The organism is Butyricimonas synergistica DSM 23225, from assembly GCF_000379665.1.
Lineage (GTDB): Bacteria > Bacteroidota > Bacteroidia > Bacteroidales > Marinifilaceae > Butyricimonas > Butyricimonas synergistica.
The window spans coordinates 184,316-202,328 of record NZ_KB903367.1 but is presented as its reverse complement, the minus strand read 5'-3'; the positions used below and the strand labels follow the sequence as shown (position 1 = coordinate 202,328).

Annotated in this window: 11 protein-coding genes; 2 read left to right on the top strand and 9 right to left on the bottom strand. The window is 47.3% G+C overall.

Annotated elements, in window-relative coordinates; all coding sequences use genetic code 11:
- Window positions 1–3: 3 nt before the first annotated feature.
- From A3CY_RS0113315 to lysS, 3 genes are read right to left on the bottom strand one after another with little or no spacing between them, the layout of a single operon-like run.
- Window positions 4–945 (bottom strand): nucleoside recognition domain-containing protein, encoded by a 942-nt coding sequence (locus A3CY_RS0113315; RefSeq protein WP_040371786.1) that lies wholly within the window; start codon window positions 943–945, stop codon window positions 4–6.
- 12 nt (window positions 946–957) lie between these two features.
- Window positions 958–1,962 carry an NAD(P)H-dependent glycerol-3-phosphate dehydrogenase gene (locus A3CY_RS0113310; protein WP_018338422.1) on the bottom strand — a complete coding sequence of 335 codons (1,005 nt, stop codon included), beginning with the start codon at window positions 1,960–1,962 and terminating at the stop codon, window positions 958–960.
- On the bottom strand, window positions 1,952–3,685 hold the full coding sequence (gene lysS, locus A3CY_RS0113305; RefSeq protein ID WP_018338421.1) for a lysine--tRNA ligase: 1,734 nt from the start codon (window positions 3,683–3,685) through the stop codon (window positions 1,952–1,954). Before lysS ends, A3CY_RS0113310 begins: the two co-directional genes overlap by 11 nt.
- 278 nt (window positions 3,686–3,963) lie before the next feature.
- Here lysS and recJ point away from each other — a divergent pair, with 278 nt between their 5' ends.
- Together recJ and recR are read left to right on the top strand one after the other, a co-directional pair.
- A complete protein-coding gene (recJ, locus tag A3CY_RS0113300; protein WP_018338420.1) occupies window positions 3,964–5,685 on the top strand; it encodes a single-stranded-DNA-specific exonuclease RecJ in 1,722 nt (573 codons plus the stop codon).
- A 2-nt stretch (window positions 5,686–5,687) separates the two neighbouring features.
- Window positions 5,688–6,305: a recombination mediator RecR gene (gene recR / locus A3CY_RS0113295; protein WP_018338419.1), complete on the top strand. Its 618-nt coding sequence runs from the start codon at window positions 5,688–5,690 to the stop codon at window positions 6,303–6,305.
- Window positions 6,306–6,354: 49 nt separating this feature from the next.
- On the opposite strand, the gene A3CY_RS0113290 is transcribed toward recR, so the two are convergent.
- From A3CY_RS0113290 to A3CY_RS0113265, 6 genes are all read right to left on the bottom strand, one after another.
- The gene (locus A3CY_RS0113290) at window positions 6,355–7,485 is read right to left on the bottom strand and encodes a FimB/Mfa2 family fimbrial subunit (RefSeq protein WP_018338418.1); all 1,131 of its coding nucleotides are present in this window, start codon (window positions 7,483–7,485) and stop codon (window positions 6,355–6,357) included.
- Between the two features lie 29 nt (window positions 7,486–7,514).
- Window positions 7,515–10,445 (bottom strand): FimB/Mfa2 family fimbrial subunit, encoded by a 2,931-nt coding sequence (locus A3CY_RS0113285; protein WP_155828328.1) that lies wholly within the window; start codon window positions 10,443–10,445, stop codon window positions 7,515–7,517.
- Window positions 10,446–10,462: 17 nt separating this feature from the next.
- A complete protein-coding gene (locus A3CY_RS0113280; protein WP_018338416.1) occupies window positions 10,463–11,272 on the bottom strand; it encodes a hypothetical protein in 810 nt (269 codons plus the stop codon).
- 395 nt (window positions 11,273–11,667) lie between these two features.
- Window positions 11,668–13,044 carry a TlpA family protein disulfide reductase gene (locus A3CY_RS21065; protein WP_018338415.1) on the bottom strand — a complete coding sequence of 459 codons (1,377 nt, stop codon included), beginning with the start codon at window positions 13,042–13,044 and terminating at the stop codon, window positions 11,668–11,670.
- Window positions 13,041–14,477 carry a RagB/SusD family nutrient uptake outer membrane protein gene (locus A3CY_RS0113270; RefSeq protein WP_026207647.1) on the bottom strand — a complete coding sequence of 479 codons (1,437 nt, stop codon included), beginning with the start codon at window positions 14,475–14,477 and terminating at the stop codon, window positions 13,041–13,043. The genes A3CY_RS21065 and A3CY_RS0113270 overlap by 4 nt, the downstream gene beginning before the upstream one ends.
- A gap of 12 nt (window positions 14,478–14,489) precedes the next feature.
- Window positions 14,490–18,011, bottom strand: a complete 3,522-nt coding sequence (locus A3CY_RS0113265; RefSeq protein ID WP_018338413.1) for a SusC/RagA family TonB-linked outer membrane protein — start codon at window positions 18,009–18,011, stop codon at window positions 14,490–14,492.
- Window positions 18,012–18,013: the final 2 nt, after the last annotated feature.

Below are 18,013 nucleotides of genomic sequence, written 5' to 3'. Positions count from 1 at the left end.
TATTTATAGACTTACATTTTCTACCTTAACAGGCGGATGCACATGCGCCCGCAAACTATAAATTCCCCGTCGAATCCACACCACAATCATTGCTAACACGATCCGGGGAAGTATCAACCAACCGACAGGCAATCCCATCACCATAAACAACAAGGGATCTTCCAGTTGCGAATGGGAAATTGCCAAATGATGATTTAACAAATCTGCTTCCTGATGTGCCAGCTTTCCTTCCTTCGCACATTCCAACATGATCGCTGAACCGTAAGCTAATCCAACCGTGTTGCCCACGAGCCACAGGAAAGCCACATCCGGGTTCAACCCGAACACCCGCATCAACGGTGATAACATCGAGGAAAGAATCTTCAACACCCCGAATTCTTCCAGCACCCGCTGCAATATCATCAACCCGGTAATCACCAGCACAATCTTCACGCACAACAATAAACTACTCTCTAACCAATGGACAAGAGTTTCACTCAAGTTCATCGCGACCGCCGTTTCCGACAGCACCTTACCGCTCATCTCTGGCAATATCCAATTCAACACGATAGCCGCCACGAAACTTCCGGCAACACGCAAGAATATCATTCCCCGTGCCGACGACCCGGTCTTCTGCAAGACCAAAGTTTCCACGATGAAATTATGCGAAATCAAGCACATCGTCGCCATAATCAGGCTTTCCCTCACGGAAAAATCCAACGTGGCAAGCAACGCGATCACCGTGTATATATTGGTAAATATACTGGTTACAAAAACCAATGCAGCGTCCCCCGGTAAACCGATCAACGTGAACAAAGGTGCCGCAAAAGAAGATATATAAGGCAGAATATCAAAATACGAAAGCAATGTCACGAAAAGAGAAACCGGCAACATGATTTTCAAAAACCATATCGACGTCTTCATCGCCACAGGTACTGCCTTTCGCACACACTTCCAAAACCTCATAACAATTGAAAATTATCTCAGTTCGTCTGTCAACAAACGAATCTCCACCGTGGGACTGATTCGCTCGTACAGGATGTTATACACGGCATTCGTGATTGGCATATGCACGTTGAATTGCTCGTTTATCTCGTGAATGCCTTTCACCCCGAAATACCCCTCGGCAATCATCAACATCTCCATTTGCGCGGACTTCACGGAATATCCTTTCCCGATCATCGTTCCAAAGGTACGATTCCGGCTGAACTGCGAATAGGAAGTCACGAGTAAATCGCCGAGATAAGCGGAAAACTTAATATCCCGTTGCATCGGATGCACCGTGTTCACGAACCGCTCCATCTCCTGAATAGCGTTAGAAATCAATACCGCCTGAAAGTTATCCCCGTAACGCAAGCCGTGGCAAATACCCGACGCGATAGCGAACACGTTTTTCAACACGGCACCGTATTCCGTCCCGTAAATATCATCAGAAATAGTCGTCTTCACGTAAAAACACTCGAATAATTGAGCTACCGACCGGGCAACCCGTAGATTCTGGCTGGCAAACGTGAGATAAGACAAACGTTCCAAGGCTATTTCTTCCGAGTGACAAGGTCCGGAAATAATCACAATCTGTTCCAGCGGCACCTCGTATTGCTTGTGAAGAAACTCCCCTATGGTCAGATTCTCTTCCGGGATCAGTCCTTTAATCGCAGACACGATCACTTTGTCTTTCAAGGGGACGTGTAGCCTGGAAGTCACGACATTCTTCACGAAAGCACTCGGAATAGCAAACACGATCACGTCGGAATTCATCACCAGCTTGTCCAAATCGTCCGTGAAAGAGATTCGATCCAAATCGAACTCCACCTCGCACAAGTACCTCGGATTGTGCTTTAATACTTTAAAGGCTTTAATTGATTCGATATTTCGCATGAACCAATTGATATGCCCGTTATTCTCTGTCAGCATTTTTGCGATCGCGGTAGCCCAGCTACCTCCGCCCACGACACCAATCCGTGGTTTATTCTCAATTTCCATGATTAAACCAATTCTTTACTTCGTCTTGTGATAAAGTCTTTAAACCGAGTTTCATTTTTTTGTTCAACCCGCTTAATTCTTGATGCAATTTATTCGGATTCTCCACGGCTTTCAACGCCTCCACGGTTTGGAATCCGGCTTTACGCACCACGTCCACCCACTCGGCGGGGATACCCAACTCCACGAACTTCTCGTCCGGGTCGTTCACGACTACCTTCTCCGGTTTCATCTGCGGGAATAACAACACATCCTGAATAGAAAGACTATTCGTCAGGAACATACACAAACGGTCGATACCGATACCCATTCCGGAGGTCGGCGGCATTCCGTATTCCAACGCGCGCACGAAATCGTAGTCAATAAACATCGCCTCGTCATCCCCTCTTTCCTGAAGAGCCAGCTGGTCTTTGAACCGGTTCAACTGATCGATCGGGTCATTCAATTCCGAGTAGGCATTAGCCACCTCTTTCCCGTTCACGAACAACTCGAAACGTTCCGTCAATCCCGGATCGTTACGGTGCATTTTGGTCAACGGGGACATCTCCACCGGGTAGTCATAAATAAATGTCGGTTGGATATAATGTGCTTCGCACTTCTCCCCGAATATCTCGTCGATCAATTTTCCTTTTCCCATCGTCTCGTCCACCTTCAAACCAATAGACAAGCAGAATTCCCGAATCTCGTCTTCACTCTTTCCGGTAATATCAAACCCGGTATATTCCATGATAGCCTCGGACATTTTCACTCGCTTGAACGGAGGCTTGAAATCCACCTCGTTCTCCCCGAAGGTTGCCTTCGTCGTTCCGTTCACGGCAATAGCGGCAGCCTCGATCATTCGCTCCGTGGAGTCCATCATCCACAAGTAATCCTTGTAAGGCACATACACCTCCATACAGGTAAATTCCGGGTTATGCGTCCTGTCCATACCCTCGTTACGGAAGTTACGGGAAAACTCGAACACCCCGTTAAATCCCCCCACGATCAGACGTTTCAAGTACAACTCGTTGGCAATTCTCAAATAGAACGGTATATCCAACGCGTTGTGGTGCGTGATGAAAGGACGTGCCGAAGCACCTCCCGGTATCGCTTGCAACACGGGGGTTTCCACTTCCAGGCATCCCATTTCCGTGTAGAACTGCCGGATAGCGTTAATCATTTTCGACCGCTTGATAAAAACATCTTTCACCTGCGGATTCACGATCAAATCCAGGTAACGTTGGCGATAGCGCAACTCGGGATCTGTAAAAGCATCAAACACTTTACCGTCTTTCTCTTTCACGATCGGCAGAGGACGCAATGACTTCGACAACATGACCAATTCTTTCGCATGCACGGAAATCTCACCCATATTCGTGCGGAATACAAATCCTTTCACTCCTACGATATCCCCGATATCCATCAATTTTTTGAACACCGTGTTATACATCGTGCAAGCTTCATCCCGACTCACATCATCCCGACTCACGTAGACCTGAATCCTACCTTCGGCATCTTGTAATTCAAAAAATGAAGCCTTGCCCATGATGCGTCTACTCATCATTCGCCCGGCAATCACAACCTCTTGTAATTCTTCCGGTGATTTCTCAAATTTATCAAGAATCTCTTTAGAAAAGTGAGTTACTTTAAATTCCGGTGCCGGATAGGCATTGATTCCCAAATTTTTCAACTCGTTCAAAGAGTTCCGGCGAATAATTTCCTGTTCGCTTAATTCTGCAAGACTCATTCTTATATGCTTTAAAAGGTTATTTTACTTCAAAAATTAATGCGCAAAGATAATAAATAAAGCACAATAAAGAAAGGAAAAATGCAACACCTCCCAATATTCACATCTTTCCTCCTTGTTGTTAAAAAATCACTTTTCATTTTTAGCTTCCCCGTTATAAAACTGAAACACAAACGCATAGATTAACACACCGGAAAGCTGTTAAAAAATATAATCTTGTTTCTTTTGAAATCCCGAGGAAATTCTGCTTCTTTGTAGCAGAATAGGAGAAAGCAATAATGAAGAAAAGATGGGTTATCAACACCCCACCCGAGTGGGCAAAAATTGACACATTAGCTAAAGACTTGAATTGCAGTTATGTCATTGCAAACCTGTTACTTCAACGGGGAGTGAATACTGCAGAAGAGGCTCATGCTTTCTTCAATCCTACCCTCAATATGTTACACGATCCGTTCCTGATGAAGGATATGGACAAAGCAGTCACCCGGTTGGAAAAAGCGATCGGCAACGAGGAAAAAGTCATGATCTATGGCGATTATGACGTGGACGGAACGACTGCCGTTTCCTTACTTTACAAATATCTCAAGAACAAGTGCGAGAATCCGGAATATTATATCCCGGATCGTTACACGGAAGGATACGGGGTTTCCATACGGGCTATCGATTACGCGGCTGCAAACGGGATATCACTCATGATTGTCACCGACTGCGGGGTAAAAGCCGTGGAAAAAGTACGTTACGCCAAATCAAAAGGCGTGGATGTCATCATCTGCGACCACCACACGCCGGGGGATGAACTTCCCGAAGCCGTGGCAGTACTCGATCCGCAACGGAAAGATTGTAATTATCCCTACCGCTGGTTAAGCGGGTGCGGGGTCAGCTTCAAATTGGCACAGGCATACAGCCTGCGGCACAACCTCCCGATGTCCGACTTGTACAAGCTGCTCGACCTGGTTTGTGTCAGCATAGCCAGCGATATCGTGCCCATCACGGGCGAGAATCGCATCCTTGCCCATTTCGGGCTATTACAATTGAACCAAAATCCCAGCTTGGGACTGAAAACAATATTAAAGTTCTCCGGTATCGATAAAAATTTAACCATCAACGATATCGTATTCCGCATCGGACCAAAGATCAATGCGGCTGGTCGGGTTGAATCCGGAAACAAATCCGTAGAACTCCTGATTGCCGATGATATAAAAAAGGCCGCGGAAGTAGCGGGAAGTATCAACAATTTTAACGACCAACGCAAAAAACTCGATCACGACATTACCGAGGAAGCCTTAGAATATATCAACCAATCACACTACGATCAAACCCAAAAAGCGACCGTACTCTACAACCCGAACTGGCACAAGGGCGTCATCGGGATCGTGGCTTCGCGACTAACAGAATACTATTATCGCCCCACGGTAATCTTGACAGAATCGAATGGCTTGGCTACCGGTTCCGCCCGTTCCGTGGAAGGATTTGACTTGTATTACGCCATTTCCCAATGTAGCGAGTTCCTTGAGAATTACGGGGGCCACAAATATGCGGCAGGTCTGACTTTGAAACTGGAAAACATCGAACCTTTCAAGGCTAAATTCCAACGCATCGTGAGTGAAACGATCACGGAAGAGATGCTGACCCCTCAAATCAATATTGACGTCCAAATCAAGTTGAACGACATCACGGCAGACCTCTACGCCATGATTCAGAAGTTCGCCCCGTTCGGTCCGAACAACACAATTCCGGTATTCATGACCGATAACGTGACCAATTTCATGGGTTCGAAGCAAGTGGGCAAAAATAACGAACACCTCAAACTGGTAGTAGTCGATGACACACGCCTATGCAACGACCGGAGCGGCATCGCCTTCGGTATGGGTGAAGATTTCTCCCGTATCAGCAAAGGAGAATATTTCGATATATGCTACACCCTGCAAGAAAACGAATTCATGGGCAGGAGCGATATACAAATGATGATCCGTGACTTAAAATTCAAAGAAGAGGAGTAAAAATGCAATCTTTATCGTCCAAACTACTGGAAAAAGCGGTTGAACAATTTGCCTCCCTCCCGGGGATAGGGCGTAAAACAGCCTTACGCTACGTGTTGCATATGCTCCGGCAAAGCCCGGAAGACGTGAAGCAATTCACCGACAGCATTACTGCCCTAAAAGAATCCATCCGGGAATGCCGGCAATGCCACAACATCTCGGACGAAGATATTTGCGAACTTTGCTCCGATCCCAAACGGGACGCCCACACCATCTGTGTCGTGGAAAACATCAAAGACATCATGTCCCTTGAAGCCACGGGGCAGTACCGCGGGCTTTACCACGTCCTCGGGGGCATCATCTCGCCCATGGACGGCATCGGACCTTCCGACCTGCATATCACAAGCCTGTTGGAAAGGGTTGCCCATTCTGACGTGAAAGAAATCATCTTTGCCCTCCGTGCCACCATCGAAGGCGACACCACGGGATATTATATCTTCAAAAAACTTCCCCGCCGGGACGAACTACTGGTCAGCACCCTAGCCAAAGGCATCGCCGTCGGCAACGACCTCGAGTACACCGATGAACTCACGTTGGGACGCTCTATCGTGAACCGGGTAAAATTCGATTTGAACGGGTAAAAAAAAGTGGGTGTGTTTTGGCACACCCACATTCCACGATAAACACCCTCTAGTCCCCTATCACGATTTCCTCCTTATTTCCATCATCCCAATTACTTTCCATTCCGCCTGGTCGGACAAAATCTTCCCGCTCACCGATCTCCACGTCCTCGGTATTCCCCGTTTGCCAATCCCCCGGGAACACCTCGATCGTCACATCGGTTTCCTTGACTTCAACCTTATCCTTCGGCAATTCCTCCGTCTTCCCGGTTTCATCTTTCGTTTCCACCTTATTCACGGTCGATTCGAGTTGCCCGTCGCCGGAAGCACTCTCTTTCACCTCCACGCTCATAGAAACCTCCGTGTCCGGTTTAGTTTCCGCGACGACATTCACCACTTGAGCCAAAACCACCTCTTGCGACTCGTCCCTCGCGATAATATTACATTGGATATTATTGTCCTTCCCGGCACCGCTACCTTCATTCACCACGGCAATATTCATCGTTACTGAATAATTCTTGTCTTCACTATCCGCACGAGCCAAGCCACCTTTCGTCATCGTCACGAACACGGTTCCCGGTTCCTTCCATTCCGTGTCGCCGAAAGCCAGCGTCGTTCCCACGTTAGGCACAAGCACCCCCGCCTCGGTGATTTTGCCCGAATAGTCGGTCACCTGCACTTTCGTCGTCGAGAGCGTCCGCTTCACGGTAAGCTCCACCTTCGTGTCCTCGCCCCCCACGGTCAACGTATTTTGGGCAAAAAGCACGTCACCCAGCGGGGTAAAATTAGCCGCACCGTCTTTCCGTGTCAACTGAATTTTCATATCGGCAAGCGCCGTACCTACCGTGTTACCCGATATATTCGCATCATCGGGCACATTCCCGACAAAAGCTACCGTGTAACTCCCCTCGTCCATCTCCACGCTCTTAATTTCCGCCACGGAATTATACTTGTAACTGTTTTTTAATTTTCCCGACTGGTCGAACACGAACAGCCGCACGTGCGAAATAATCCCCTTCAAACCGGCATCATCCAAACTATTAATACCGCTCTTCAGTGCAAACTCCACCTTTGCAGGTCCTCCTTCCGGGGTATCCGGCACATCCGGTTCATCCGGTCCATCACTTCCCCCGGAACCGCCACAACCGCAAAAACCAAGCGCCAGCGATAACATCATAAATATATAGATAAACTTTTTCATACATCACATTTTAATGATTACTACTCGAATCATTTCCGATAGCCATTTATCGTAATTATTTTCTCCCGACCGGAATATCGTGAATTCAAATGCATCAATATTCGGCAAGATTCCTCGTTATCTAATAGTTCTAGACGTCCAGTAATTCTTCCGCTTCCGGCAAAATTCCCAGCATCCAATTCCACCACATTTCCACCGCCTTCCACGCATTCCCAATACACATCCCATTCCGTGTTTGAAGTTATCGTAAACGAGAAAGTTTCCCCGTTTGCCACATCAAGCGAATCCATGCTCGCATTGAATACTTCCTCTTTTTCTTCCTCTTGCTCAACGTACACCCGAGCCACATTACGCTCGCTCACGCTCACCTCGACCTCGCCATTTCGGGACCACCTCCCATACATATTCGGCTCCACTTTCACCTTCAACTTGGCGTTCCCTTTACCCGTCAACTGCCCTTCAGACGAAGAAAGGCTATCCCCATATAAAATTGTACCTTCCACCGAAGTCACCATCAAGAATCCTTCCTCGTGAACATACGGCAATCTGCAACGCCATTCGTTTTCTGTTTCAATCTCTATAAAATACTCTCCGCCACCCGAGGCAGCAAGAATACGTTCCGGAGTAACTTTCAATTTCGTTCCGTCCGGCTGGAAATTCTCAGATTCCGGGGCATAAACATACAAATTACCGGCATTATACCGCCTCAACAACACGGGAGGCAACTTCCCGGACAAATCAGGATTACGCGGCATATCCAAATCTCGCAAATTCACCAAACCGTCAAAAGAATCCGGAATAGAAGTAATTCCGCAATCATACAACATCAAATACTCCAGGCTACTCATTCCTCCCAACCAAGCCGGAAGTCCGCTCTGCCCAAAAACAGGAGAACTAATATCCAAATCGCTCAATTTCAAATTCTTTATATTCTCTATATCCGCAGATTGCATCGTGGTATTTATCAATGTCAATTCCTCGAGAACACTCCACTTGCTTACCGAAACCGGCACTTGGATTCGGCTAAAACCACAAAGCCCCAACTCACGCAAGGAACCGCCCGGTAAATCCCATACTCCACTCGGTAACTCGCAATTCGCCGCACCAACAAGGTACAAAGCTTTCAACTCTGTCAATTTATTGAAGCCCATCTCTATTGACGAAACACTCGCCAATGAGTACGCGGGGAAATACTCGCTATCATATACCTCATCATCTACGTCCTCCGGCACAGAAATAATCAACACCTGTAATTGAGTCAAATCTCCGATATGGGCAGGCACCTGTTTCAATGTTGTACTCCTGATGTCCAAATATTTTAACCCGGCAGGCAATTCAGGTAACGTGGTACTATTCACAGGAACACCTAACTCTTCCAAACTAGACATCTCTTTTATAAAAGCGGGGATTTCCGCCAAAACGCCATAATCAGGTTCTTGATCTGCACAATTGAAATACTTTAACGCAGTCAGATTCTTAAACGACTCCGGCAACCTCCAAACAGCCTGCACGGCAGACGCCCTTGCCCTTGTCCTCGACATGGTTTTCGACGCCACTTTCGCGGAACGGCTCCGACCATAATCATCCTCGTAATCATCCAAATCGGAATAACCGATGCCAACAACACGACCTTCGGCATTCAACTCTACCTCATACCACAAATTGATATTATCCGATTTCCAACTCCTAGACAACTCGACCCCAGCCGCTTTCATCACCTCCCGCAACTCCAGCAATGCAGCCTTGTCACTCTCTGCCACCTCGAGCATTGAGGGCAAAACCACATTCACAATTCCCGTGGTATCGATCACTACATTTTTCACCGGAGCGGGTAAAACATACAAACGGTTCCACTCCGCGTCTACTACATCAATATTCTGAACCGTGAAATTTCCACACTCCTGCCCCCCAAAAGAAGATAGGACAAGAGTATCCCCAAAAAACTCAAGTTTCTCCCATTCATCCCCTTTTCTTCCACGAATACCAAAAATCTGACCTTTTTCAGACATAAAACTGACAGAAACCTCCTGTATTTGATCCAAATCCTCGAACATGCCTCCCGTCGCCAATCTCACCGTCCATCCATCGACATAGAATTTTTCATTCGCGATAAGATCCTCACTTTCCGAACCTCCCCATTCTTCCACGCTCATCTCGATCTCCACGTCAAAAATATCACCAGTGACATTCACTTTCACGTTAATCGTGTGAATTTTATTCGCTTCTACCTTATTCTTCAACTCGGACACGTGTGTTTCGGGCACACCGTTCTTCACGACCACAAACTCCAAACGAGCCAAAGAATCGACACACGTGGGAAACGCTACCGCTTGCCCCTGCATCAATTCTCCGTTCTTGCTCATCGGTACCACCAACCGTGCTTTCGTGTCCCCGGGAGTCCCGTTGAAATTCACGGATTTCGGGGAACCTAACAAAGTTACGCTTTGTAACTCCACGCCGGCTTTCACCCCACTCACGTTTACATCCAGACGCCCCACCATACGGTTCAGCGCGGCATCACTCACCTTGTCCTCTCCCACCGTGATTTTATCCACGCCGGAAAAAATACTGCCGGGCATCACCACCTCGCCGTTTCCATCCGTTTGTAACGCAACAACAACATCATCCAACGAAGCTCCTTCCGACAACCCGCTGATCTGTTCCCGCCCCACGTTGAAAAGATAAGCAAACGTGTAGGTTCCCAAAGGCAATTTCACCGGAGCCACGTCCGCCAACCCGGCAAACTCTTTCTGTTGCGAGAAACTGCCGTCCTCGTTAAAAATCAACAAATGTAACGTTTCGACCTCCTTGCTCAACGCCTCTGCTGACAAACCGGCAGCCCTGCCGCTAAAAGTCAATGCAACTTCCTTTCCCGGGACGTTGCCTTCCAACTGATCTTCCCGGCAGCCCGTGAAAAACACGGCAGCCAATACAACAAGCGTATATAATATCCTTTTCATCTCTTTTGCTTTTAAATTTACAAATCCGAAACCGTTTCCTCGCAAATCACCGTATTCACGGCTTCCAGCGACCGAGCTTGGGCAGTAGCCTTATTCAAAGTCAGATTCAATTCCAACTTCTTATTCCGTTGTATACAATTCTTCGCCTCAAACCCGAACCTATATTCATTCCAGTTCTCGTCCCAAGCAATAATTTCCCCGAATACCGCTTTTTTAGTCGGGAACAAATAAAAACTTTCACCCACCTCCAAATCTGAAGAGTACATTTCCGGCATCAAAGAATAATCACCCAATAAAATGGGTTCTACCTCATAATAACACTGCATATCCAACCTCACGTCCATCCTAACAAACTCCGACGGGTTCACCACGTTCACTTTCAACTCTCCAACCAAACGCAACATCTCCACGGTCATTTTCTCGCTCGCCCCGTCAACCTTAATAAGACCTCCGAAAAGCTCGGGTAAACGACCGCCATTTCGCCAACGAAATTGAATGTCTTTGGGCGCATATGAATTAATAAACAATTCACATTCATCCTCTTCCATCACGTTCCCCAGTACAAGAAACGTGTGCTCACCCGGTTGTAAATCCTGGTAAACAATCTCCTCTCCTGCCTCGAAATAGTTCATTTCAAAGCTACCTCCCACGGGAACCCCCGTAAGTTCACACACGGCAGCAAGCATGCCCGTGATAATCATACTATCAACAGACCGCACTCCTAGCGCCAACCGACTCCCGGAAACCTCCGGTTGCCCTTCTTCATTTCCCCGGGAACAAGCCCCCAAGAGGAATAAACACAAAATTGCAACTAGAACTTTTCTCATAATTTTACGATTAAATTTAAATTTATAATTTACACAATATCAATCACTTAACAAATAAACTAACAAACAAAAAACACTTATTTACCGTAGTCGATCACCTCTCCCTCACGCTATCAAAAAAAGATCGTTTAATGATCGTTCGACTTGTAACAATCGACTCTTGTCGACAAAATCACAACTACCTGATTGTGAATTTTGAAAATAGAACCGGAAGCATTTACAAATAACAAAAAAAGTCATATATTTGCACATTATTAAACGATCTTTATTTGATTCTCAATAAAATAGCGGGTGTGTCATTGACACACCCGCTAACCTATAAAATTATAAGGTCATAAAATTCATAAAATCAAATGAATGCCGCCCAGCCCGACCTCACGAACCTTATAAACTTTTTATAACCTTTCTATCAACTGTTCCAATTGCATTTTCAATTTCGGGTCAGAAGGTCGCTTGGCATAAGCATCCACAATCTTACCCTCTTTATCAATAACAACAACCCGGGGAACCCCACGGATCAGGTAACTCTTCGCCAGAGCCGATTTAAAACCGTCCGGCACATTCAAATGATACTCATTCCCCTTCTTATCCTTCACCATTTGCCTCCAAGTCGCTAACAATTCGTTCCCAGAGTCCAAAGACATCGCGACAAACACGATAGGCTGCCCCTCCAACTCATCCGCCAATTTCTCCATGTAAGGCATCTCGGCACGACAAGGCACACACCCCGTGAACCAAAAATCCAACACCTGCACTTTCCCTTTAAAATCGGCAGAAGAATACTCCTTCCCGTTCACGTCCACAGCCTTAAACTCCGGCGCAGACATCCCCCGCACAATCATTTGATTCGCTTCCAGTGCCTCCCGGTAGCGGGCTTCAATCCTCGGCAATTGGGCAATTGCCACCGAATCGGTTATCAATCGCCGCACACTCATCACATAAGCGGGAAACTGATCCGAATACCCCTTTTGCAGCATCAAATCCAACAAATTCACCAGGAACAAGGAACGCACCTTCTCGTCCTCAATCCGTTTCCCGTAAACCTCCATAAAATGCTCCAACGACACCTCCAACATCCCCTCCTTTTCCATTCGCTCGAAAGCACCCACCATCACTTGAAACCATTTCGGCACCCGGGTAATCTGTGGATCATCAAACTTCAAATCCTTCAAAAAATCATAATAATCATCCGGCAACCGCACGGTCCTGTTCATAAACATAGCCATTAATGCCGGTCCCTCCAGCAATTGCTTGTAAACCCCGAACCTATACTTCAACTCCTGTAACTGAATAAACTCCCGCGGCAACCCGGACTCCCGCAACTTACCTATCATGCGCTCCAATCCCTGCCAATTCGCGCTCACCCACTCGGCAGAATACTTCTCCACCCCTTCCTCGGCTTCCCCGACAAAAGGATTCTCCGCCAAAAAAGCATTCTCCGCCGCGTGGTCACCTTTAAACGACACCCCGTCCTCGTTCTCCACGATCTCCACTCGCGAACCGGGAGTCAGGTACACGGAATAAAAAAACTGTTTCGTACTCACGTACCGGTAATACCCCGGTTCCTTCAACTCAATCTTCAACACGAGATTTCCCAAGGAATCCGGCACCACCTTCTCGTATCCATCCTTCTCCTCCGGCTGGAAATAAATATCCCCGCCTACCGATTTCGAGAACGTCACGCTCGTTCCCCGGGTATCCTCTTTTTGACAACTGGTTCCGGCAAAAGCCAGAACCAGTAACACAAACAACACTTTCACACCACAACTCATAAAGTAGTATTTTGAATTAAATCACTTGTTTCCATAGCATTTTTCGGGAAAGGCCATATCAACAACGGAGAATTCGGCTTCAACGTATAGGTCTTTATCGTCGTTTCCCCCGTGGTGGCATTTTTCATCACGTACTCTTTCGTCAACGTTTCGTTAAATTCCGCGCAAAAACGACGCATATCAAAGAACCCGTTGGAAGTAAGCAACAACTCCCGTTTCCGTTCATCCCGAATCAACCGGAATGCCTCCTTGGCATCCGCAGCCTCCGAAGCCTTGTATCCCGCGGGCAAGAATCTCATCTTCCTCAACTCGTCCAAATAGAACAACGCGTTCGTCTTGTCATCCTTCCGGGCATAACACTCCGCCACCATTAAATACACCTCGGACAAACGGATTCCACCGCAATTCCAATTGACTTTCGAGCACATGATCGACATCGCGTCTATTTCCGCCGTCTTGGGCTTTGAACCAGACACACACATCACATAACGCAAATCATTCGACTTGTCATACAGATCGACTAACGGCTTACGAATCATAGAAGGCACAGGATCAAATTGATTCAACCCGAACTGGTACAATAAATTCTCCGGGTCGTCAATATTCTTATATACACTCGTCATAAACATCGAAGGCATCATGCCAAGCAAAGGATTCTCCGCCACCAATTCCGCGTACAGAGCGGGCATATCCCACAACTTGTGATAATCCGATTTCAACGCCTCCAACCCGGCTGCCAGCGCCTCGTCAATCTCCCTCTTGAACAAATGCACCTTGGCTTTCAAGGCATACCCGAAATACTTGTCCGGCAGGAAAGCATTCTTCGCGCGCTCCGGCAAATCGGGCAATGCCTCCATAATATCACGTTCAATGACCTCGTACACCTGAGCCACCGTGTGCTGTTTGCTCTTCGCTTCCAGGTTCAACTCCTCGTGAATAATAATCCCGTTGTCAGTAGCCGCCGTATTTTTGTCATAGAACTTGGCAAACTTGTTCACCAGGAAAAAATAATTATACGCCCGCATGATTTTCGCCTGCGCCTTCCCCGTCACTTTATCCTCCGCGTTGCCCTCCGAATCATCGATATTCGATATAACCACGTTATACCGCATGATACGTTTATAACACGCGTCATACAACTCGTCCGTTTCCATGTAATCCGCCCGATTTTTGGTTTCATCCCAAAAGAAACCGATAGCAGACAGCGGGTCCTGGTAAGCCTCCAACGCGGGCATATTAGTACCACCTATCTCATTCGCCATGTACCAGAGATTTCCCATGTCATAATTCGGGCTCACCTCTTCCAGCAGACCGAGATAATCATCCGTGGAATTCAACACGGCCTGTCCTTTAGGCACTATATCCAAATAATTGTCACATGCAGCAAACAGCATGGTCAAACACAAACAGCCTATCGCAATATATCTTTTCATATTTCTCTCCCCTTAAAAATTTATATTCAAACCGAAAACATAAGTTGTCACTTGTTCCTGCGCGCGAGTTCCCTCGTTAGCATTGAAAGCCTCCGGGTCGATCCCCTCTTTATTCTTTGCCCAATAGAACGGGTTGTTCACCTGGGCACGCACGTTCACGTTCTTCAACTTCAACATACGCGTCCACTCTTGCGGCAAGGTATAAGAAAGCCCGATATTGCGGCACTTGATAAATGAAGCGCTCAACACGTGCATGTCGGCATACTTCCAGTGCATCTCACGGTCTACCGCCAACCCGTTCGGTCCCATAGACGGCACATCCGTGTTCGTATTCTCCGGAGTCCAGCGTTTCGCTATATCTTTATGCATATACCCCGTGATGTCACTATAAATAGAATACAACTTCGGCACATCATTACGCAACGAGTGACCTAAATAATACACGAATTTTGCGTTCAACTGCAAAGACTTCCACCTCAAATTCAACCCTAAAGCCCCGTTCCATTTCGGAGCCAATTGTCCTTTCGCCACCAAAGCCCGAATGTCATCCACAGCGGTATTCGACCGCACCTCGCCATTCTCGTCATACACCGAGGGATCGCCCGTTTCTGTCAATCCCGCATAACAATACGCATACACCGTCCCGTAAGTATCTCCCTCCAAATAATAGGAATACGGGGATTTCAACATGTAATCCGCGGCTGTCGGCGTGCAACCGACCTTCTTGATCTTATTCTTATTATATGCAGCTGTAAACATCGTGTTCAACGACCAGTCTTTCTTTTTCAACCAATCATAAGACAAACTCAGCTCCACACCCGTGTTCTTCATCTCCCCGTTATTCACGGTCGCTTCCGAGAAACCGTAAGACGGATCCAGGGACTTCTTCGCCAACAAATCGGAACTATATCTCCGGTACACGTCTAACGAACCGTTCAACCGTGCAAAGAACGAGAAATCAATCCCGACATTTAAAGACGATGTCTTCTCCCAGCGCAACAACTTGTTCGGAGCCACAAGAATATCCGTAATGTTCCCGTTACTCCAGGGAGAATTCAAATACACACCCAACAAATAAGGAGAAGAATTCTGATCCACGTTACCCGTGATTCCATACGTCAGGCGCAACTTCAACAAATCAAGGTAATCGGCATCCCGCAAGAAAGACTCGCCCGACACGTTCCAACTAGCGCCCAACGACCACAAAGGTCTATACCGGTATTTCGGGTCCGTACCAAAAAGGTCTGCCTGGTCCACGCGAATACTTCCGTTCAGCGTGTAACGTCCCAGGTAAGTATAACCGGCATTAGCATAAGCCGACACGTAACGATGCTTAGTATCACCATTCAAAATAAACTCGCTTTTCTTTCTCGGTGTAGCGCTATTCAACTGTCCGATCACCCCGTTTTGGGTCAAAGTCAACCAATCCACCTGCGCGGCAGTCAACTTGTCTTTATCATACCCGTACACCTCGCTCCCGGACGAACGCCAATGATCTTGTCGCACCTCGCCACCGACCAACACCGTGATATCATGGTCTTCACCTATCGTGGTCTGGTAATTCGCCTGTACCCGGAAATTATAAAACTCGCTCCGGTTGCTCTCTTTTCTGATATGTCCCCCATCCGGAATATTATACACGAAATTATTATACATGTTCTTGGTGGCAAACTCGTTGATCGTCTTACGCATCATGTAAGAATCCTGCTCGTCGTACCGGTCTTTATCCGTGTAACTTCTCTCGTACTGGAACTTCATACCTAAATCCAACCCCTTCACGATCTTGAAATCCGCGTGAGTGAACAACTTTAAATAAGTATCCCTCGTGGTTTGCATATTTTGGGTAGACGCCTCCAGCTCGTTGTATCCCATGAACTTCAATCCTTCCGTTTCATTTATATCCTGTGACAAATAATAATTGTGGAAATAATGGTACACCATATTCCCGTCATCATCTTTCAACCGCTCGTAAGGCATAATCTCGTCCGAACGATCCACACCCAAATCATCCACCGACACGGATTGTTTCGTCCGGGTGAAATAAGCATTGGCACCATAAGTCAACCGGAACCACTTCTCCAAATCCATTTCGCTCTTCAAGTAAACACTAAACCGCTTGCTATCTGAACTTTTGGCATACTGCCCGTAATCTTGGTAACGGAACGACACGAATAAATTGGAGTTCTCTCCTCCCCGGGCTATCGACAAATTGTAATCCTGCGTCACTGCCGTTTCCAACAACGCTTTCCGCCTCTCCTTTCGATAATCGTATTTGCGCATTTCATCCAACTTTTGCTCCAACTGCGCTTCGGTCAGATTTCCCAAAGACATCTCGTAATACAACTGCTCCACTCCCGTCAACCGGCTCGGGGTCGTCGGGTCATTCTTACTCGCGAAATAATCGGCAGGATTACTCTTGTAAGTAGGATCGCTCAACAGGAAGTCCCGCTCGAAATCAATAATATCGCCGGTAGACGCGTAATCCTGATACCCGAAACTCGGGAGCGGATACACGTAAAATCCGGCAGAAACATTCACGTCCGTGGTCTTATCTTTTGCCCGTTTCGTCACGATCACGATCACGCCATTGGAAGCCCGCACGCCGTACAACGAGGTAGCGGCAGCATCTTTCAACACCGTGAGCGACTCGATATCATCCGGGTTAATCGCGCTCAAGTCGACATTCGCCACCTGCCCATCCACCACCACCAGCGGAGTGGAAGACACCGCGAAAGACGACCGCCCGCGAATAGACATGATCCCCCCGTAATTCATCAATCCCGGGGTAATACCTTCCAGCTTCGTCATCAAATCGGTAGATTGCACCTGTCCCAATTTCTTGGAATTAACGATCACTGCCGAACCGGTCGACCTCTCACGCGAAATCGTCTGGTAACCCGTGGCAACCACCTCCCCCAACATCTCGGCTTCCTCCTCCATCACCACGTCCAACGCCTTGTCCGCATCTGCAATCACTTCTTTCGTCTTCATTCCCACGAAAGAAAATACTAGCGTCACGTTGCGTTCCTTCACCCGCAACTCGAAACGTCCATCGGCATCGGTAGCCATACCCGTGGTTGTACCCTTCACGACAACGGTCACCCCCGGCAATGGCACACCCTGCTCATCCTTCACTACACCTTTCACCCGCAATTCCTCGTCCTTCCGGGCGTCCTCTTTATACGAGATCACAAAAAACTCGCCCTCGCGATTATACTTGAAAGGCTTATCCTTCAACAAAATATTCAGGCATGCCTCCACATCCGCCCCATGCAACCTGGCAGTCACCTTATAGCGGTTCAAATCATCGTAATTAAAAATAAATTTACAACCGGAAGCCTCACTTAATTCCTTCAACGCCTGGGACAAAGACACCTCCTCGAAAGTCAGGTTCACCTCCCTATTTTGTGACGCCACCGACGCCACACTCGTGAAAATACACGAGGCCAACACGAATTGAACAAACACAATCTTCTTGATGATCCCGCCAATCCCGCGATTGCCAGAACCACTACCGTTCCATTTTTTCATCATAG

Bases quoted from the DNA above. Each gene is read 5' to 3' on its own strand.
- A3CY_RS0113315 (WP_040371786.1), bottom strand. From the start codon at position 945: ATGAGGTTTTGGAAGTGTGTGCGAAAGGCAGTACCTGTGGCGATGAAG.
- A3CY_RS0113310 (WP_018338422.1), bottom strand. From the start codon at position 1,962: ATGGAAATTGAGAATAAACCACGGATTGGTGTCGTGGGCGGAGGTAGC.
- lysS (WP_018338421.1), bottom strand. From the start codon at position 3,685: ATGAGTCTTGCAGAATTAAGCGAACAGGAAATTATTCGCCGGAACTCT.
- recJ (WP_018338420.1), top strand. From the start codon at position 3,964: ATGAAGAAAAGATGGGTTATCAACACCCCACCCGAGTGGGCAAAAATT.
- recR (WP_018338419.1), top strand. From the start codon at position 5,688: ATGCAATCTTTATCGTCCAAACTACTGGAAAAAGCGGTTGAACAATTT.
- A3CY_RS0113290 (WP_018338418.1), bottom strand. From the start codon at position 7,485: ATGAAAAAGTTTATCTATATATTTATGATGTTATCGCTGGCGCTTGGT.
- A3CY_RS0113285 (WP_155828328.1), bottom strand. From the start codon at position 10,445: ATGAAAAGGATATTATATACGCTTGTTGTATTGGCTGCCGTGTTTTTC.
- A3CY_RS0113280 (WP_018338416.1), bottom strand. From the start codon at position 11,272: ATGAGAAAAGTTCTAGTTGCAATTTTGTGTTTATTCCTCTTGGGGGCT.
- A3CY_RS21065 (WP_018338415.1), bottom strand. From the start codon at position 13,044: ATGAGTTGTGGTGTGAAAGTGTTGTTTGTGTTACTGGTTCTGGCTTTT.
- A3CY_RS0113270 (WP_026207647.1), bottom strand. From the start codon at position 14,477: ATGAAAAGATATATTGCGATAGGCTGTTTGTGTTTGACCATGCTGTTT.
- A3CY_RS0113265 (WP_018338413.1), bottom strand. From the start codon at position 18,011: ATGATGAAAAAATGGAACGGTAGTGGTTCTGGCAATCGCGGGATTGGC.